The 18,941-nt window shown below is 46.4% G+C and carries 14 protein-coding genes; 6 read left to right on the forward strand and 8 right to left on the reverse strand.

Going from position 1 to position 18,941, the window contains the following annotated elements; translation table 11 throughout:
- The first annotated feature begins 57 nt into the window (after window positions 1-57).
- Together ACYJZR_RS13745 and ACYJZR_RS13750 are read left to right on the forward strand one after the other, a co-directional pair.
- On the forward strand, window positions 58-786 hold the full coding sequence (locus tag ACYJZR_RS13745) for a redoxin family protein (protein ID WP_406966457.1): 729 nt from the start codon (window positions 58-60) through the stop codon (window positions 784-786).
- A gap of 502 nt (window positions 787-1,288) precedes the next feature.
- Window positions 1,289-1,561 (forward strand): DUF3624 domain-containing protein, encoded by a 273-nt coding sequence (locus ACYJZR_RS13750; RefSeq protein WP_005480479.1) that lies wholly within the window; start codon window positions 1,289-1,291, stop codon window positions 1,559-1,561.
- A 192-nt stretch (window positions 1,562-1,753) separates the two neighbouring features.
- On the opposite strand, the gene argH is transcribed toward ACYJZR_RS13750, so the two are convergent.
- The 4 genes from argH to argC all read right to left on the reverse strand — a co-directional run bounded on the left by argH (window position 1,754) and on the right by argC (window position 6,987).
- Window positions 1,754-3,628, reverse strand: a complete 1,875-nt coding sequence (argH, locus tag ACYJZR_RS13755) for an argininosuccinate lyase (protein WP_005465154.1) — start codon at window positions 3,626-3,628, stop codon at window positions 1,754-1,756.
- 237 nt (window positions 3,629-3,865) lie between these two features.
- Window positions 3,866-5,080: an argininosuccinate synthase gene (locus ACYJZR_RS13760; RefSeq protein WP_025501305.1), complete on the reverse strand. Its 1,215-nt coding sequence runs from the start codon at window positions 5,078-5,080 to the stop codon at window positions 3,866-3,868.
- A gap of 89 nt (window positions 5,081-5,169) precedes the next feature.
- Window positions 5,170-5,961: an acetylglutamate kinase gene (argB, locus tag ACYJZR_RS13765; RefSeq protein WP_005496562.1), complete on the reverse strand. Its 792-nt coding sequence runs from the start codon at window positions 5,959-5,961 to the stop codon at window positions 5,170-5,172.
- A 21-nt stretch (window positions 5,962-5,982) separates the two neighbouring features.
- Complete coding sequence (gene argC / locus ACYJZR_RS13770; RefSeq protein ID WP_025787234.1) at window positions 5,983-6,987, reverse strand: N-acetyl-gamma-glutamyl-phosphate reductase; 1,005 nt, start codon at window positions 6,985-6,987, stop codon at window positions 5,983-5,985.
- Window positions 6,988-7,131: 144 nt separating this feature from the next.
- Here argC and argE point away from each other — a divergent pair, with 144 nt between their 5' ends.
- The 3 genes from argE (at window position 7,132) to ACYJZR_RS13785 (ending at window position 12,156) form a co-directional block, all read left to right on the forward strand.
- The gene (argE, locus tag ACYJZR_RS13775; RefSeq protein WP_406966458.1) at window positions 7,132-8,268 is read left to right on the forward strand and encodes an acetylornithine deacetylase; all 1,137 of its coding nucleotides are present in this window, start codon (window positions 7,132-7,134) and stop codon (window positions 8,266-8,268) included.
- Window positions 8,269-8,545: 277 nt separating this feature from the next.
- On the forward strand, window positions 8,546-11,179 hold the full coding sequence (gene ppc, locus ACYJZR_RS13780; RefSeq protein WP_343365080.1) for a phosphoenolpyruvate carboxylase: 2,634 nt from the start codon (window positions 8,546-8,548) through the stop codon (window positions 11,177-11,179).
- 437 nt (window positions 11,180-11,616) lie between these two features.
- Window positions 11,617-12,156, forward strand: a complete 540-nt coding sequence (locus ACYJZR_RS13785) for a PadR family transcriptional regulator (protein ID WP_005395734.1) — start codon at window positions 11,617-11,619, stop codon at window positions 12,154-12,156.
- Window positions 12,157-12,226: 70 nt separating this feature from the next.
- Here ACYJZR_RS13785 and metF read toward each other — a convergent pair whose 3' ends face one another.
- The 3 genes from metF to ACYJZR_RS13800 form a co-directional block, all read right to left on the reverse strand.
- Window positions 12,227-13,129 (reverse strand): methylenetetrahydrofolate reductase, encoded by a 903-nt coding sequence (gene metF / locus ACYJZR_RS13790; RefSeq protein WP_005465139.1) that lies wholly within the window; start codon window positions 13,127-13,129, stop codon window positions 12,227-12,229.
- A 275-nt stretch (window positions 13,130-13,404) separates the two neighbouring features.
- Window positions 13,405-15,813: a bifunctional aspartate kinase/homoserine dehydrogenase II gene (locus tag ACYJZR_RS13795; protein ID WP_406966459.1), complete on the reverse strand. Its 2,409-nt coding sequence runs from the start codon at window positions 15,811-15,813 to the stop codon at window positions 13,405-13,407.
- A 14-nt stretch (window positions 15,814-15,827) separates the two neighbouring features.
- Window positions 15,828-16,988, reverse strand: a complete 1,161-nt coding sequence (locus tag ACYJZR_RS13800; RefSeq protein ID WP_005465135.1) for an O-succinylhomoserine (thiol)-lyase — start codon at window positions 16,986-16,988, stop codon at window positions 15,828-15,830.
- Window positions 16,989-17,215: 227 nt separating this feature from the next.
- On the opposite strand from ACYJZR_RS13800, the gene metJ reads away from it, so the two are divergent.
- Entirely contained in the window at window positions 17,216-17,536 is a 321-nt protein-coding gene (gene metJ / locus ACYJZR_RS13805; protein WP_005432736.1) for a met regulon transcriptional regulator MetJ, read from the forward strand.
- 109 nt (window positions 17,537-17,645) lie between these two features.
- Here the strand turns inward: metJ and ACYJZR_RS13810 are convergent, their stop codons facing one another.
- Complete coding sequence (locus ACYJZR_RS13810) at window positions 17,646-18,923, reverse strand: malic enzyme-like NAD(P)-binding protein (protein ID WP_005465132.1); 1,278 nt, start codon at window positions 18,921-18,923, stop codon at window positions 17,646-17,648.
- Window positions 18,924-18,941 lie beyond the last annotated feature (18 nt).

Here is an 18,941-nt window from a genome sequence, read left to right on the forward strand (position 1 = left end):
AGCCAAACGACAAGTCACGCTCTAAACGCTTCACTCGAATATTTTAAAGGAATCAATATGTTTGTATCTAAAGAAGGTCAAAACGTACCACAGGTTACTTTCCCGACTCGCCAAGGTGATACTTGGGTGAACGTTACCTCGGATGATCTATTCAAAGGCAAAACCGTGATCGTATTCAGTTTGCCTGGAGCGTTTACACCGACTTGTTCTTCTAGCCACTTACCTCGTTACAACGAGCTATTCCCTGTGTTCAAAGAACACGGTGTTGATGAAATTTTGTGTATTTCGGTAAACGACACATTCGTTATGAACGCTTGGAAACACGACCAAGAAGCCGAGCACATCACCTTTATTCCAGATGGTAATGGTGAGTTCACCGATGGCATGGGCATGCTCGTGGACAAAAATGACATCGGTTTTGGTAAACGTTCTTGGCGTTACAGCATGTTGGTAAAAGATGGCGTGATTGAGAAGATGTTCATCGAGCCAAATGAGCCAGGAGATCCGTTCAAAGTCTCGGATGCAGACACTATGCTGAACTACATCGCACCAGAGTACAGAACTCAGGAATCGATCACTGTATTTACCAAGCCTGGTTGTCCTTTCTGTATGAAAGCCAAACAACACTTGATTGATCACGGTCTTCAATATGAAGAAGTCATTTTGGGGAAAGATGCAACTTCCGTCAGTCTTCGTGCTATTACAGGCCGTACGACCGTCCCGCAAGTATTCATCGGCGGTAAACACATCGGTGGTAGCGAAGAGCTAGAAACTTACCTAGGCTAACCTGTCCATAGCCTCCCCCCCCCCGGTCTCCGGCGTCTTTGACTCGGAGGCCACCCTGGTTCTTCCCGCTCAAATCTTAGTTCTTAGTTCTTAGTTCTTAAATCGTTCTACTACCTGAATCAACGATTTTAAATACAACATTTTTTGTTCATCATGACGTCTCGTTTCTATTCCCAAGCCAAATACAAAAAACCTCGCAGATACGAGGCTTTTTTCTGGACTAGAGTTTCATGGATTACATCATCGCATAACGACTCACTAGCACAATCGCGGTGAACCCAATGGTGAAAAATCCCCCGGCAAGCCCTAGTGCTACTCTCAGTTCTGTCGACATTATCTTTTCCTATTTTCTGGCTGACGCGGCACCATACACCAGTAACGTGCTACAGAATTTCATCAAAGCTAATTTTCCATTTTTGGGTTCGAATCACCTAACAAGCGCACATGGTAAAGCCTATTCATCTTCTGCTAATCTTGGGCAAGTTGAATTGAGGTAAACATCATGGCTTGTCGTAGCTGCCAAGAACATTGGTTTTGGAAAAAGATCGGTCGTTGTCAACGATGCATGGATCAATTGACCGTACTTTCAGTTGTGTGTTGGATCATTTGGTGGTTTGCTTTTCGCGATCATCCACAAAGCATTGAATCGATCGCCCTGATCTTTGCGGGCTTTGCATTTAACATTTTATTGTTTCTGCACTTATGGATGCGTTTTGTCATCTTGCCGTGGCAGCGTCGTCGCGGGAAACAGAATGGAGAGGATCACCACAAATGACAGATAGAAAAAAGCCCCAAAATCAATCTCGATTCTGGGGCTCTCTTAGATTCTTCTAAGAAAAAGCAGTGGTACTTTAATAGACCGAGCTTCCTCTCAAAGGTTCAAAGTTTTTTCGATTTTTTTAGCAAAAACTTATGTAAATGATCGTTCTCTAACGATATCTGTTTAAATACTAACAAAATCAATATTCTATGCGACATGACTGCGTTGGATGATCTGTTCAACTAAATTGATCTCTAACGCCACTTCATCACAGGCATGTTGACGCGGGCATTGGTCGCAATCTTTCAACACTTTTTCTGGCAACAGAGACTTAGATGTTGGCAAGAAACTCTGCTTCATAAAGAACTCTGGCGTACGTGTTAGTACGAAGACTTTCTTAATCGCCATTTGACGTGCTTTATCCACCAAATAGTTCACAATCGCGCTGCCTTGCCCTTGGCCTTGCCAACCCGCCTCAATACCGAGCGAGCGAATCTCCGCAAGTCCAGAGTCATACACATACAGAGACGCGCAACCAGTCACTTCACCGTGATGTTCAGCAACGGCAAAGGAGCCAATGTCGCGAACGAGTTCATTACGAGAACGAGGTAAGTTTTCGCCCATATTCGCCCAGTACGCAACCATGCCTTCAAGCGTTTCGATATCCGTTAAACGTGCAGGACGCACTTTGACGGCCGAACTATCACGCTGCGCCAAACGCTTGTCCGCTTGGTCAACGGCATAAGCGACTTGTTTTGGTGACACGCCACCAAGCGCGCTACGTTTTTCTAGACAAGACTCAATCGTTAGGATGTCGTACACATCGTTGTCGATGACGTCAGAGAACTCTTGTAACTCTTGCAGTGACAGCTCTTCCAGTGCACAACCTTTGGCAATCGCGCCAACGACAGCTACACCGACAATATGATGCGCTTCTCGGAAAGGAATGCCTTTCGCGACCAAGTAGTCCGCTAATTCTGTGGCATTGGCGTAGCCTTGTTTCGCAGCTTCTAACGTACGTTCGCCATTAACCTTGATACCATCGAAACACAACGCTGCCATTTCCATACAGTCGTTCCATGTATCAAGAGCATCGAACAAACCTTCTTTGTCTTCTTGCATGTCTTTGTTGTACGCCAGTGGCAGGGCTTTGACTGTCATCATCATGCCAGCAAGTGCGCCGTACACGCGACCAGTCTTACCACGAATGAGCTCCAGCGCATCTGGGTTTTTCTTCTGTGGCATCAATGACGAGCCAGACGTCACTGTATCTGCCAACTCAATGAAGTTCGACTCACCTGAGTTGTAGAAAATCATATCTTCCGCGAGACGTGACAAGTGCAGCATAGAAATAGAAGCGACAGACATCAGTTCCATCACATGGTCACGATCCGATACCGAATCGAGTGAGTTACGCGTAGCACGATGAAAACCAAGATTATGCGCCAGTTGTTCACGATCAATTGGGTAAGCAGTACCAGCTAATGCGCCAGAGCCTAACGGACAGGTATCTAAACGTTGCAGCGCATCACTCAGACGTGAGTAATCACGCTCAAACATTTCAACATACGCCAAACACCAATGAGCAAACGTCACAGGCTGAGCACGTTGTAAGTGAGTATAACCAGGCAAAACCGTACCTTGATGTTGTTTCGCCACTTGCACCATTTGCGATTGTAGACGATCAAGTGCAATAAGAAGTTGCTGCCCTTGCTGACGACACCAAAGCTTTAAGTCGGTCGCCACTTGGTCGTTACGAGAACGACCAGTGTGCAGCTTTTTACCTAAGTCGCCGACTTTGCTGATCAACTGCTGTTCCACCCACGAGTGAATGTCTTCAGCATCAGAGCGTAAAATCTGATGCGGATCTTCCATCACTTCGAGTTTCAACTCATTTAAAGCGAGCTCGAGCTTTTGCTGCTCTTCTGCTGATAATACACCAACCGAAAGCAATGCTTTAGACCACGCAATTGAGCCTACGATATCTTGCTCAGCCAATCGGTAGTCGAAACGCAACGAATCGTTGAACTCTTTGAATCTGGTATCTGCCGCTTGGGTAAATCTTCCGCCCCATAATGCCATTGCGTCTCTCCTGATGACTATTGCTTACTCTAACGTGTCTAATGAGTGATGACGAAATCGGTGGTCATTTGCTCACTTTTTCTTATACGCCAACGTTACGGCAATTTAATATAAAAATAAAGTATAAATTCAATATTTTTACATATATATTCACTGAGGTTAATTTAAGACTCTTTGGATAATAAAAAGACCCACCATATATTGGCAGGTCTTTATTCAATCCGAGATGGGGAGTGATTATTTCTTTTGGCTGTTCAATGCACGAATACGGCTTGATAGCGAGTAAAGACGGATGAAGCCACCAGCATGACTTTGATCGTAAACCTCATCTTCACCAAAAGTAGCGAACTCTTCTGAGTACAAGCTGTTGTCAGAACGTTTTTGCGTTACCGTTGCTTGACCTTTATATAGCTTAACAACCACTTCGCCATTAACGTCTTGTGCTAGCTCTTCTGAGGCAGCAAGAATCGACTTACATAGCGGTGTAAACCAACGACCGTCGTACACAAGGTGAGAGGCTTTTAGACCAAGTTCTTCACGGAACTCGAATGACGATTTGTCTAGCACCAATTGTTCAACTGCGCGCAGAGCTTCCATCATGATGGTACCTCCCGGAGTTTCGTAACAGCCACGAGACTTCATTCCCACCAAACGGTTCTCTACGATATCAATACGACCCACACCGTGTTTTGCGCCTTTTTCGTTTAAGTAAACTAGCGCGTTGTATGGTGTCATCGCTTCACCATCCACTGCCACAACTTCACCTTTTTCGACTTTCAACGTAACGTATTCAGCTTCATTTGGCGCTTGTTCAGGGTCAACGGTCCAGACCCAGCAATCTTCGTTTGGTGCATTCCATGTATTTTCTAGCACACCACCTTCAGTAGAAATGTGCCATGCGTTCGCATCACGTGAATAAATCTTCGTTAGAGACGCTGAACAAGGAATGTTACGCTCTGCAAGGTAATCCAGACATTGTTCGCGGCTCACTAAATCCCACTCACGCCATGGAGCGATAACGTGTAGATCTGGTGCTAACGCAGCAAATGCCCCCTCGAAACGCACTTGGTCGTTACCTTTACCAGTACAGCCGTGACACAATGCGTCCGCGCCCACTTTACGTGCAACTTCAACCTGCGCTTTAGCAATGATAGGACGCGCCATTGATGTACCCAACAGGTATTTACCTTCGTAGTAAGCACCGGTTTTTAGTGTTGGATAGATGTAGTCTGCCACCATTTCTTCTTTTAGGTCAGCGATGTAGCACTCTGATGCGCCAGATGCTTTTGCTTTCGCTTCGATGCCTTCGAGCTCTTCAGCACCTTGACCTACATCGGCCACGAAAGCGACGACTTCACAGTCATAATTCTCTTTTAGCCACGGGATGATTACTGAAGTATCTAGACCGCCTGAGTATGCGACTACCACTTTATTTATGTTCACTTTGCTCATGTTTTTTCTCCAAACTTAACTGGCGCTGCGCTCGGCGGTCAGTGCCAACCACTTCCTAATGTTGAATTCTTTAACTGTTTTGCTTCCGCTTATTGAGGCAGAAACTGGGTTCCAATACTTTCACCAGCAAATAACTGCGTGAGTTTTTCTGGGTAGCGCCACGTCGCCACTTCTATCGGACGACCAAGATCGTTTGCGGCTTCGAGAGCAGCTTTCACTTTGACGATCATCCCATCAGTGATCACTTGGCCTTCGATCAGCGCATTGGCTTCTTTCTCAGATAAGCTTTTAAGCAGATGACCTTTGCCATCTAACACACCGCTTACATCTGACAACAGCACCAACTCCGCGTCCAAAGCACCCGCAACGGCAACCGCTGCTTGATCCGCATTCACGTTCATCATTTGACCTTCAGCCGTGAGACCAATAGAGCTGATGATAGGCAGTGCGCCCGTATTTAAAATCGCTTGAAGTAGGCTTGAGTCACCCGGCGTCGCTTTGCCCACCGCGCCTAATTCAGGATCTAACTCTTCGACATGACAAAGGCCACCATCCGCTAGGCTCAAGCCCACCGCATTCAAACCATCGGCAATCGCTTGACCTTGCAGTAACTTATTTGCCGTTCCTGCCAGCGCACCGGCAATGACTGGAATTTGATCGTATGGCGTCACACGTAGACCATGTTTCTTTACGGTCTTAAGTTGAAGTTTCGCCATCAACTCATCCACCAAGTAGCCACCGCCATGAACGATGGCGATTTGTCGCTGCGCCGACTTCTGGTATGCCGCGATGGCACCAAACAGTTGGCTTAAGGTTTGAGTGCAAGATAGAGCCGCACCGCCTAGCTTAATGACTAAAGGAGCTTGATTGGTTTGCGTCATTGCTTTTCCCTCTTTCAACGACTACAGCAACGCTGTCAGTTCTGGGTAACCGTAATGAATATTTAAACACTGCATCGCTTGACTCGATGCACCTTTAAGTAGGTTGTCGATGGCTGAAATCACAATGATGTGTTCGCCTTGCACCTTCCAGCCAATATCGCAGAAAGGGGTATTTTCAACATCCTGAATACGTGGAATGCCATCACCTTTGAGGCGCACGGCTGGCTTACCTTGATAAGCTTGTTCAAAAGCTTGAGCAACTTGTTGCTCCGTTACACCTTGCGCCAACTTCATCGTGACAGTAGCAAGAATGCCGCGTTTAAAGTTGCCAAGATGAGGAGTAAAAATCACATCACATCCTAAATGCTGGGCAATTTCTGGTTGGTGGCGATGATTGAATACACCGTAAGGCTGAAGGCTGACCTCACAAAAACTGTTGGTCATTGAGGCTTTACGCCCTGCGCCAGAGACACCACTTGTCGCGTTAATGACTGGCCATTGCTGAGTATCCAGCAAGCCACTGACAAGTAGTGGTTTAATTGCCAATTGCGACGCCGTTGGGTAGCAGCCAGCTACCGCAACTAAAGGAGCGCTTTTAATCTCTTCTTGGTTCCACTCCGCTAAGCCATACGCCGCTTTATCTAGCCAGTTGTTGAATTGATGCTCAAAGCCGTAAAAGGTGTCGTAAAAGCCATCGCTTTTGACACGAAACGCGCCGGACAAATCAAAGACCTGACATCCAGCGTCGAGAAAGATAGGAGCAAGATCATGGCTGACCTCATGAGCCGTAGCTAAAAAAACCACATCAGAGTCTTGCGCGACTTGCTTTGGATCGGTCAACGCATTCACCACCATATCGACCACGTTCGCCAATTTACCGTGTAACTGTGCAATGGTTTTTCCTGCATCGACACTGTTGGCGGAAACGTATAAACCTGATAGCGTGAGTTGTGGGTGTTTATTAACCATGAACGCTAACTCTGCGCCGGTGTAACCGCTGGCTCCGATAATTGTGGTTTTTAGCATTGTGTGACATCCATATACTTAAAGCTCAAAATGATTATTCATATTTAAAATTAGCTTTATTTTGATTTTTTATTCATTAAATATGAGTTAATATGTGTTTTACATTTTTGTGCTCTGTCTGTCAATAGGAGAATTGAAGAATCCATGCAATTACCAACTTTTCTAGAGGTCTATGAAGGACTCATTAGTACCTCTTCGATCAGCTCGACTGATCCAAGCTGGGATCAAGGCAATGCCAAAGTGATCGAGAAACTCGCCACTTGGTTTAAAGATCTTGGTTTTCACGTTGAGGTGATCGAAGTCGAATCAGGCAAACACAATATGATTGCACGCATGGGCGAAGGCGAAGGCGGTCTTTTGCTTGCTGGGCACAGCGATACCGTGCCATTTGATGAAGGACGCTGGAGCTTTGATCCCCATAAGCTCACTGAGAAAGACAACCGCTTCTACGGTCTGGGTACGGCAGACATGAAAGGCTTCTTTGCTTTCATTTATGAAGCAGTAAAAAAAGTGGATTGGAGCAAGCAAAACAAGCCGCTTTACGTATTGGCCACCTGTGATGAAGAAACCACCATGCTCGGTGCAAGACACTTCACCACGAGCGCGCCGTTCAAGCCGGATTACTGCATCATTGGAGAACCCACTAGCTTAGTTCCTATTCGTGGTCACAAAGGGCATGTCGCCAATGCGATTCGGGTTACCGGTAAATCCGGCCACTCCTCTGACCCAGCTTTGGGCGTCAACGCGATTGAAATCATGCATGAAGTATTGTTTGCGATGATGCAACTGCGCGACAAACTCATTAAAGAGTATCACCACCCAGGATTTGCCATCCCTAGTCCAACGTTGAACTTAGGCCATATCCATGGCGGTGATAGTGCCAACCGCATTTGTGGTTGTTGCGAGTTGCATTATGACGTTCGCCCATTGCCGGGCATCAGTTTGGACGGTTTAGAAAACATGCTGCGCAGCGCACTACAAGAAGTAGAAGCTAAATGGCCGGGACGAATCGACATCGTACCGTTGCATGAGCCAATTCCAGGATATGAATGTCAGCACGATCATCCATTTATCGATGGTGTTGAAGAGATCTGTCAAACCAGTTCGCAAACCGTCAACTACTGCACGGAAGCGCCTTTCTTGCAGCAACTGTGTCCGACTCTGGTACTTGGCCCTGGTTCTATCGAACAAGCGCACCAACCAGATGAGTTTCTCTCCTTTGATTTTATCGACCCAACCATTGATGTGCTCTCAAAGGCGATGGTTAAGTATTGTTGTTGATTGAGTTTAAAAAAAGCCTTTATGCAGCTCCGATGAGCTGCATATTTTGGCTCTCAAAGCACAAGGTTTTATGCACCGTTAACACGAATTTAACTTGTTATTTTGTAATTAATTTTCACTTTTAATTCTATGCCCGTCGAAACTTTGCTCTAAATCAGGAGAGACGCCGAATAATTGCAAACTTAGTCTGCTTTATTTGACTAGAACTGGTGCTTTTCGCTAGATTGGAGTCTTAACAAGGACAATGGATGTAGTTTTTTTACGAGGCAGGACGACAATGAACGAGAAATACGCCGCACTTAAAAGCAATGTGCGCATGTTAGGCCACTTACTGGGTAACACGATTCGCGATGCCCACGGCGAAGAAATCTTCGAGAAAGTGGAGACCATTCGTAAATTATCCAAATCGGCTCAAGCAGGTAATCAAGCAGACAGGGAAAGCTTGATAGAAGAAATCAAACACCTACCCGATGAGCAACTAACGCCAGTCACCCGTGCGTTTAACCAATTTCTAAACCTCACCAATATTGCCGAGCAATACCACACCATTTCACGCCACTGTGAAGAGCACATCTGTGAACCAGACGCGATCAACTCGCTGTTTTCAAAACTGGTACAAAACGATGTTAGCAAACTCGATACGGCTCAAGCGGTACGTGATTTGAATATTGAACTGGTATTAACCGCGCACCCAACGGAAATCACTCGCCGCACCATGATCAATAAACTGGTCAAGATCAACGAGTGTTTATCCAAGCTAGAACTCAGCGACCTGTCTTCTAAAGAACGCAAAAAAACAGAGCGTCGCTTAGAGCAACTTATCGCACAAAGCTGGCATTCTGACGTGATTCGTCAACAACGCCCTACTCCATTGGATGAAGCGAAATGGGGCTTTGCCGTAGTAGAAAACTCACTGTGGGAAGCAGTGCCAGATTTCCTACGTGAAATGAATGATCGTCTGAAGTCTTACCTAGGTGAAGGTTTACCAATTGATGCTCGTCCAGTGCATTTCTCTTCTTGGATGGGGGGGGACCGTGATGGCAACCCGTTCGTTACTCATAGCGTAACGCGTGAAGTACTGCTTCTGTCTCGTTGGAAAGCCGCTGACCTTTATCTCAATGACATCAATGAATTGATCAGCGAACTCTCGATGACCGTTTCTAACGAGCAAGTTCGTGAACTTGCTGGTGAAGATCAACATGAACCATACCGCGCAATCCTGAAACAACTACGTGCTCTGCTCAATGAAACCAAAGATATTCTTGATGCGAAGATCCACGGTCAAAAACTGGCAGTCAAAGCACCGCTACAAAAAGTTGAACAGCTTTGGGATCCTCTGTACGCGTGTTATCAATCACTGCATGAGTGCGGCATGGGCGTCATCGCTGACGGCTCGTTGCTAGATACGCTGCGTCGTGTGAAAGCGTTTGGCGTTCACCTAGTTCGTCTTGATATCCGCCAGGAAAGTACGCGCCACGCAGATGTACTCTCTGAGCTGACTCGATACCTCGGCATTGGTGATTACGAACAGTGGAGCGAGCAAGATAAAATTGCTTTCCTCACCAATGAACTTGCGTCTAAACGTCCGCTACTGCCACGCGATTGGGAACCATCAGAGCCTGTCAAAGAGGTTTTAGACACCTGTAAGATCATCGCTCTGCAACCGCGCGAAGCGTTCGGTGCTTACGTCATCTCAATGGCTCGTACCGCCTCAGACGTACTCGCTGTGCACCTATTACTGCAAGAAGCGGGCTGCCCTTACCGTATGGATGTTTGTCCTCTGTTCGAAACTCTAGACGACTTGAATAATGCGGAATCGGTCATTAAGCAGCTAATGAGTATCGACCTTTACCGTGGCTTTATTCAAAACCACCAAATGGTCATGATCGGCTACTCTGATTCCGCAAAAGATGCGGGTGTCATGTCGGCAGGCTGGGCTCAGTACCATGCTATGGAATCTCTAGTTAAAGTGGCAGAAGACGAAGGTGTTGAGCTGACTCTGTTCCATGGTCGTGGCGGCACCGTTGGTCGCGGCGGTGCACCTGCACACGCGGCTCTGCTGTCTCAACCACCAAAGAGCTTGAAAGGCGGGTTACGCGTAACAGAACAAGGCGAAATGATCCGCTTTAAACTGGGTCTACCAGATGTTGCGGTAAACAGCTTCAACTTGTATGCAAGCGCCATTTTGGAAGCAAATCTACTGCCACCACCAGAGCCAAAACAAGAATGGCGCGACTTGATGGAAGTCCTGTCGGAAGTGAGCTGTGAAGCTTACCGTGGCGTCGTCCGTGGCGAACCAGATTTTGTTCCATACTTCCGTCAAGCGACGCCTGAACTAGAGCTAGGCAAACTACCGCTTGGTTCACGCCCTGCGAAACGTAATCCAAATGGCGGTGTAGAAAGCTTACGTGCAATTCCTTGGATCTTCTCGTGGAGCCAAAATCGTTTGGTGCTTCCGGCTTGGTTAGGCGCAGGTGAAGCTATTCAGTACTCAGTAGACAAAGGTCATCAGGCGCTGCTAGAAGAAATGTGTCGCGAATGGCCGTTCTTCTCAACTCGCCTAGGTATGCTTGAGATGGTGTACACCAAGTGCAACATGGAAATCTCTCGCTACTATGACCAACGCCTAGTTGAACCTCAACTTCAACCATTGGGTGACCGACTGCGTGAACAACTTCAACGTGATATTAAGTCCGTACTGAACGTAGAGAACAACGAAAACCTAATGCAAAGCGACCCATGGGGCCAAGAATCAATTCGCCTACGTAACATCTACGTAGAGCCATTGAACATGCTTCAAGCTGAATTGCTATACCGTACTCGTCAAACAGAAGAGGCGTCTGCAAACCTTGAAGAGGCTCTGATGGTGACCATCGCGGGTATTGCAGCAGGTATGCGTAATACGGGTTAAAAATAACCATTCGTAATACAAAAGGCTGAGTTCATACTCAGCCTTTCTTATATTCATAACTTCCAACCACATAATTGCGCAGCAAATAACCAGATACTTACACCACAAAAAACCCATAAAATACCAACAAATTAGAATTATTAACTACAAAATAACTCTATTGAGTATTATGTTAGTTTTTCAGGGTAATTTTGCCCTAGTATTCCACTTCATGCTTATTATTTATATACTACTTGCCTGCTGAGAGCTCATAAATCCAATCATACCTGCTCCAGCCCTGATGGGGATCCCCATCTCTAGGTGATAAACGGCTTTAAGGTGACAGGACCAACTTTGTTGGTGCTACTTATACATTAAAAAACTCAAGCGCCAGTAAGAGCGCAGCTGAAAGTGTAAGTAGCTTGTTTACAAGTTTATTGACCATTTGGATTGAAGACATGTCATTACCACACGTAATCTTAACTGTTCTTAGCACTCGCGACGCAACCGGTTACGATATCACTAAAGAATTCTCTGCTAGCATCGGTTACTTCTGGAAAGCAAGCCACCAACAAGTTTACCGTGAGCTAAATAAAATGGCCGAGAAAGAGCTGGTTACTTGCGTACTAGAACCTCAAGAAGGCAAACCAGACCGTAAGGTTTACTCCATCACAGATGCAGGCCGTAGCGCTCTTGGAGAATGGTTTGATCAACCAACTGCACACCCAACCGTTCGTGATGAATTTTCAGCGAAACTTATGGCTTGTGCTGTTCAACCATCAACACCTTTCCGTGATCAACTAGCAGAACTTGTTGAAGAGTCTCGTAAACTGGTTTCTCACTACAAAGAAATTGAAGCGGCTTACTACGCAACGCCTTCAACTTTGGACAAACAAGCTCGTTTAGAGCGCCTAACGCTTCGTCGTAACCTACTGTTACGTGAAACGTGGATCACTTGGGCAGAAGAAGTCCTAACAGAACTTGAAGTGATTGGTTAATTTCCTTTTACTTAGAGACAACGAAAAAGGCTTGCCACTTGGCAAGCCTTTTGTCTTTTTGAAATCGGATTTACGCTTCTACGGCTACACGAGGACGAACACCTAAAGTATGGCATAACGCATAAGTCATCTCCGCACGATTCAGCGTATAGAAGTGGAAATCTTTTACACCTTCGCGACTTAGTACACGAACCATATCAATAGCTTGGCTCGCACCTACGAGTTGGCGAGTCACAGGATCATCATCCAAACCTTCAAACTGTTTGCTCATCCATCCTGGCACTTTAACGTTATTCTGCGCCGCAAAGCGTGAGGCTTGCTTAAAGTTCGAAACTGGCAAAATACCCGGTACGATTTCTACATCGATTCCCGCCGCAACACAGCGGTCACGAAAACGCAGATAAGATTCCACATCAAAGAAGAACTGAGTAATGGCACGGTTTGCACCAGCATCCACTTTACGTTTTAGGTTTAGCAGATCCGATTGAGCACTTTTTGCCTCTGGATGTACTTCTGGAAAAGCCGCCACAGAAATATCAAAATCGTGACGAGATTTTAGTAGCTCAACCAAGTCCGAAGCATACATATCTGGAGCACCGCCACCAGGTGGGATATCACCACGCAGCGCAACGATATTTTCGATGCCGTTATTCCAGTAATCATCAGCAATCTCAATCAACTCTGAACGTGTTGCATCGATACAAGTGAGGTGAGGCGCAGCAACTAAGCCAGTCTCTGCTTTGATTTCCTTGATAATGGAGTGAGTTCTATCACGCTCACCAGAGTTTGCTCCGTATGTTACCGAAACAAATTTAGGCTTGAGCGTTTTGAGACGATGCACAGAGTTCCACAGCGTTTCTTCCATCTTTTCACTGCTTGGCGGAAAAAACTCAAACGAGACATTAATGTTATCTGACAACTCAGCGATATTCTGGTTTAAGGCGTCGATATGGCCTGCGTGCGTGTATCCCATCTTACTCTCCCTGTGGCACTCCGCCACGAAATCAAAATCCTTGAATCGACGTTTAGACGTCTATATGTCTACAGAATGTATTGAATGTTATTTAATGTCAACCTTGTGATTATGAATTTTTCTCGCGTTAATAATGAGGATAGTTCAAGTTAATTCGCATCTGCTATTTACTCATAACAACGTTTGAAAATGGCGAATCTTATTTTAAGTATGGCACTGAGGAAGGAATAAAAAACCCCGGATGAATTCCAGGGTTTTTAGGTATCTCGCAAAGTTTAGAATAATCCAGCTAAGCGGTTGAGATCCGATTGGATTGCACCAGCGGTCACCTCGCGTCCTGCACCTGGGCCACGAATCACCAAAGGGTTGTCCTTGTACCATTTACTTTCAATCGCAAAAATGTTGTCGCATGGCAGCAAGTTAGCCAGCGCATGTTCGCGCGGTAATGCTTCTACGCCCACCGTCGCTTTGCCATTTTTCTCTAAGCGCGCCACATATCGAAGCACCTGCTCATCTCTTTGTGCTTTGGTTAGACGCTCTTGAAGAATCTCACTGAGCAGTGCGCCATTATCAAAGAACTCATCCAAACTCAGAGAGCGCAGCTCTTCAGGTACCAGTGATTCCACTTTTACGCTGTCCGGTTCAATATCCAGACCAGACTCACGCGCTAAGATAACCAGTTTACGCATGACATCCGAACCATCTAAATCAGCACGCGGATCCGGTTCTGTTAATCCTTGTTGCCACGCTAAATCGACCAACTCATTAAACGGCACCGAGCCATCAAACTGCTGGAACAACCAAGAAAGTGTTCCCGAGAAGATTCCGGATAACGCCACAATCTCATCACCACTTTCACGCAGATCTCTCACGGTATGGTTGATAGGTAACCCTGCCCCAACCGTCGCGTTGTAGAGCCAGTAGCGACCGATTTTCACGAATGCATCTTGCACTTGGTGGTAGTATTGACTGTCGGCAGAGCCTGCAACTTTGTTAGCAGAAATTAAATGGATGCCTTGTTGGGCGATATCAACATAACGTTGCGCCAACTCTTTGCTCGCGGTCACGTCCAATACCACGGCTTCATCATAACTTTGTAAATCGCCCAACCGACTCAGCCACGTCCCATCGTTCTCAATACTTTCATCATCAAACTTGTCGGCAACCGCCGCCGCATCGATACCCTTTTCAGCAAACCAATATGTCTGGCTATCGACGACGGCGACTAAGTCAAAGCTCATACCGTGGCGTTTTTCGAGTTCTGTTTTCTGAGTCGCAAATAGATTTAACCAGCTAGAACCGATATTGCCTTTGCCACATAACGCTACCGCTACGCGCTTTTGCGCTTGGAATAACTGGCTGTGAATCAACAGCACTAATGCTTCGGTATCGGTGCGACGCAGTACCGCAACTAGGCTTAAACCTGATTCAGTTTCAGAAACAAATTCAACTGGTGCGTGCTTCAATTTTTGGTAAAAACCAAAACAATGGTTGGCATTCTTCGTTACGCCCGCTCCGACAGCGGCCACAAGTGAATAGCCTTCTTTGAGTTTGATTTCAGCTTCAACCGCAAGATCTTGTAGATACTTCAGCGCACCTGTCGCAATCTCTGTGGTGTACGCTAAGCGTAATTTTTGCTGATCGGCTTGGGCTTCGTAAGAGAGTGGCTCGAGTTGCGCACGTTGAAGAGACTTTAAAACATCACTTTGGGTTTTGTTGAAGTCATGACCATGTCTAAAGGACAATTGAATCAACAATACCTCATCCAAAGAAGTGATGATTTTCGCTCCACGCCCAGAAGCAAGTACACGCTCAATACGTGTTGACCCCGATTCAGGTTGATAACTGCACTTGAGGCTTAAGTCCATCGTGCTTTGCGCGACAGGTTGTAACGTACGGCTATGCAAAACCGGCGCTGCAAGGCGGGCCAGTTCACTCGCTTCGTCTAAGCGCAGTAAAGGCAACAGACATGCGTCCGACACCAAACGAGGATCCGCACTGTAAACGCCAGCAACATCACTCCAAATGGTTACGGTTGTCACTTCCGCCAAAGCTCCGATTACGGTTGCGGAATAATCCGAGCCATTCCGCCCCAACAGCACGGTTTCTCCTGCCTCATTTTGCGCCATAAATCCGGTGATGATGACACGTTTGTGGCTGTGCTGCGCCAACGCCTCCTTAATCAGGGGATAAGAACGCGCACGGTCAACTTCAGGCTGAGTACCGGCTTCTGCACGTAAAAATGCACGTGCATCTTGTGCGACCGCAGGAACATTTTGTTGTGAAAGCAAGGCAGCCAATAAACGTGAAGACCACAATTCACCGTGACCCAACACTGCCGCTTTTTGCGCATCCGTCAGTGGCGCAGCCAGCTCGGCTAAGGTACTGAACTCATCGTGCAAAGAAGCGAGCAATTGCGTCTGCACCTCGCCTTCTAATAAAGATTCAATTAGCTCCGACTGGAATTGTCTTAAGCCTTGCAGTGCTTCATGCGCAATACGGCCATCTTTGTCTAAACCTTCCAGAAACTCGATCAAGCGATTAGTGGTCTTCCCCGCGGCAGATACCACCACCAGATCATTCTCGACAGAGTATTCTTTAAGAATATCGGCCACACGTAAGTAACATTCAGGGTTTGCTAAGCTGCTGCCACCAAATTTATGTAACTGACGTTGTACACTCATTTTTAGTTCTCCTATTACTGAGCAGCTTTTACAAAGGCTTGATCGAGATCGGCAATCAGGTCTTGTGCATCTTCTAAACCCACAGACAGACGAAGCAGCTGATGCGACACGCCCGCTTCCGCTAACGCCTCTTCTCCCATGGCTCGATGCGTCATAGATGCGGGGTGACAAATCAAACTCTCCACGCCACCAAGCGACTCTGCAAGAGAAAACAGTTCGAGCTCTTTAACAAACACTTTAAGTTGCTCAAATGAGCCTGCAAATTCAAAGCTCAACATAGACCCAAAACCCGACTGCTGCTTTTTCGCGATTTCGTGACCTGGGTGATCTGGCAAGCTCGGATGGTAAATCTTCGCGACCAAAGCCTGCTGTTGTAGGTAGTTGAGTACGTGTTGAGAGCTTTCTTCGTGCACTCGCATACGGGCGCCTAAAGTGCGGATCCCACGCAACGTCATGTAACTATCGAAAGGCGTACCCGTGGCGCCAATACAGTTTCCCCACCATGCAAGCTCTTCTGCGTGCGCTTCTGTTTTGGTGATCACCACACCACCAATCACGTCCGAGTGACCGTTAATGTATTTTGTAGTTGAGTGGATAACAAAATCAGCACCGAGCTCCAAAGGCTTTTGGTACACCGGTGTCAAAAAGGTATTGTCTACCGCAACCAAAGCGCCCACTTGTTTGGCTTTTTCGCATACCGCTGCAATATCAACCACACGAACTAAAGGGTTCGATGGAGTTTCTAACAAAATAAGCTTTGGCTTTTTCGCTAGTGCAGCCTCTAGAGCTTGCTCATCCGATTGATCAACGAACTGCACTTTGAAGTCGCCTTTGTTAGCTCGTGTATTGAACAAACGGTATGTGCCACCATAGCAATCATGCGGTGCAACAATCAGATCATCTGGCCCAAGAAAAGCCGATACCCACAAGTTAAGTGCGGAAGTACCGCAGTTAGTCACCACTGCGCCTTTGCCAGACTCTAACTCTGATAACGCACTCTCTAGCAAACCACGGTTTGGGTTACCTGAACGCGTGTAATCGTATTTAGGGACTTCACCAAAAGCAGGGAAACCATAGTTGGTTGAAAGGTAGATTGGTGGAACAACAGCGTGGTATTGGCTGTCTGATTCGATACCAGTGCGTACAGCAATGGTCGCAGGCTTGCGGGTGCTCATGGGTGTATCCTTTCACAGGTGATGACTTCTAAATAGGAATGCGCTATATCTAATTTGTCAGATCTATCTGAACAACACTCTTCCTTAACTGTTCTGTTCACTTTACTTGTCAAAAAATGAGACGTCAACACTTCTAGACGTCCATATGTCTTTGCTTGTGGCAGTAAATGCGGCTAAAATCAGCACCTATATTAATTTTCAACTTATTACATAAATGAAGGTGTGCAATGGCTGACTGGAATGGTGAATACATTAGCCCATATGCTGAGCACGGTAAAAAAAGCGAACAAGTAAAAAAAATTACCGTTTCTATCCCGCTAAAAGTTTTAAAAGTGCTGACTGATGAGCGTACACGTCGTCAGATCAATAACTTACGCCATGCAACCAACAGCGAACTACTATGTGAAGCATTCCTGCACGCATATACAGGTCAGCCATTACCAACGGATGAAGACCTTCGTAAAGACAGACCGGATGACATTCCAACTGAAGCAAAAGCGTTAATGACGGCGATGGGTATCGAATTCGAAGCATTTGACGAAGAATAATTGCTTACAAATTCATCCGCTTTAGAAGCTGCGCCGGGGGCAGTTTTTGGAGATATAAAAAATGGGACGTCAATGCGTCCCATTTTTGTGTTCAATGTGGCTGAGTAAATTACTCTGCCATGTAGTTTTCTGGCATCTCAATACGAGCAACACCGGAATCTACTGCCGCTTGAGCTACCGCTTTTGCTACGCGAGGTAGCAGACGTGGATCCATTGGCTTAGGAATGATGTAGTCGCTGCCAAATTCTAGCTTCTCAACACCTGCAGCTTTTAGTACCGATTCAGGCACAGGCTCTTTTGCCAATGCACGAATTGCGTCAACTGCTGCCAGCTTCATGTCGTCATTGATTTCACTCGCACGTACATCTAACGCACCACGGAAAATGAAAGGGAAACACAATACGTTGTTCACTTGGTTTGGATAATCACTGCGACCAGTACCCATAATTAAGTCATCACGCACTGCGTGTGCTAGCTCAGGTTTGATTTCAGGATCTGGGTTCGAACAAGCAAATACAACTGGCTTGTCAGCCATGAGTTTCAACGCTTCTGGTGGCAATAGATTTGGACCAGATACACCTAGGAATAGGTCTGCACCTTCGATCACATCTTCTAGTGTGCGCTTGTCTGTATTGTTTGCGAACAGTTGCTTGTACTCATTCAGATCATCACGACGAGTATGGATCACCCCTTTGCGATCCAGCATGTAGATCTTCTCGCGCATTGCGCCACACTTGATAAGCAGCTCCATACACGCAACGGCTGCAGCACCAGCACCAAGACAAACAATCGTTGAATCTTCAAGCTTCTTACCCTGCAGCTCGATAGCATTGAGCATACCTGCAGCTGTCACGATAGCCGTACCATGTTGATCATCGTGGAATACTGGTACGTCACAACGCTCAATCAAACGCTTTTCAATTTCAAAACAGTCTGGTGCTTTGATGTCTTCAAGGTTGATACCACCGAAAGTGTCAGCAATGTTCGCAACCGTATCAACGAACTCGTCGATCGTGCGATGCTTCACTTCAATATCAATTGAATCAAGGCCAGCAAAACGCTTAAACAGTAACGCTTTACCTTCCATTACAGGCTTAGAGGCAAGTGGGCCAAGATTACCTAGACCAAGAATAGCGGTACCGTTTGAAATAACCGCAACCATGTTGCCTTTCGCTGTGTACTTGTACACGTTGTCAGGGTTTTGTGCGATTTCACGTACAGGCTCAGCCACGCCAGGGCTGTATGCTAGAGCAAGGTCACCAGCAGTTTCTGCTGGTTTAGTTAATTCGACAGCGATTTTACCCGGGGTTGGGTAAGCATGGTAATCCAGAGCTTTTTGGCGATGTTCTTCTTCTGGGGTGGCTGCTTGGCGATTGTCTTCAGACATGGATCGTTTCTCTTTGTT

Source organism: Vibrio sp. RC2502 (genome assembly GCF_054850435.1).

What these genes read in the sequence shown, in the direction of transcription:
- argB (WP_005496562.1), bottom strand. Translation starts at nt 5,961, where the DNA reads ATGACGCAAACCAATCAAGCTCCTTTAGTCATTAAGCTAGGCGGTGCG.
- argH (WP_005465154.1), bottom strand. Translation starts at nt 3,628, where the DNA reads ATGGCATTATGGGGCGGAAGATTTACCCAAGCGGCAGATACCAGATTC.
- ACYJZR_RS13745 (WP_406966457.1), top strand. Translation starts at nt 58, where the DNA reads ATGTTTGTATCTAAAGAAGGTCAAAACGTACCACAGGTTACTTTCCCG.
- ACYJZR_RS13750 (WP_005480479.1), top strand. Translation starts at nt 1,289, where the DNA reads ATGGCTTGTCGTAGCTGCCAAGAACATTGGTTTTGGAAAAAGATCGGT.
- ACYJZR_RS13760 (WP_025501305.1), bottom strand. Translation starts at nt 5,080, where the DNA reads ATGAGCAAAGTGAACATAAATAAAGTGGTAGTCGCATACTCAGGCGGT.
- ACYJZR_RS13785 (WP_005395734.1), top strand. Translation starts at nt 11,617, where the DNA reads ATGTCATTACCACACGTAATCTTAACTGTTCTTAGCACTCGCGACGCA.
- metJ (WP_005432736.1), top strand. Translation starts at nt 17,216, where the DNA reads ATGGCTGACTGGAATGGTGAATACATTAGCCCATATGCTGAGCACGGT.
- ACYJZR_RS13810 (WP_005465132.1), bottom strand. Translation starts at nt 18,923, where the DNA reads ATGTCTGAAGACAATCGCCAAGCAGCCACCCCAGAAGAAGAACATCGC.
- argC (WP_025787234.1), bottom strand. Translation starts at nt 6,987, where the DNA reads ATGCTAAAAACCACAATTATCGGAGCCAGCGGTTACACCGGCGCAGAG.
- metF (WP_005465139.1), bottom strand. Translation starts at nt 13,129, where the DNA reads ATGGGATACACGCACGCAGGCCATATCGACGCCTTAAACCAGAATATC.
- ACYJZR_RS13795 (WP_406966459.1), bottom strand. Translation starts at nt 15,813, where the DNA reads ATGAGTGTACAACGTCAGTTACATAAATTTGGTGGCAGCAGCTTAGCA.
- ACYJZR_RS13800 (WP_005465135.1), bottom strand. Translation starts at nt 16,988, where the DNA reads ATGAGCACCCGCAAGCCTGCGACCATTGCTGTACGCACTGGTATCGAA.
- argE (WP_406966458.1), top strand. Translation starts at nt 7,132, where the DNA reads ATGCAATTACCAACTTTTCTAGAGGTCTATGAAGGACTCATTAGTACC.
- ppc (WP_343365080.1), top strand. Translation starts at nt 8,546, where the DNA reads ATGAACGAGAAATACGCCGCACTTAAAAGCAATGTGCGCATGTTAGGC.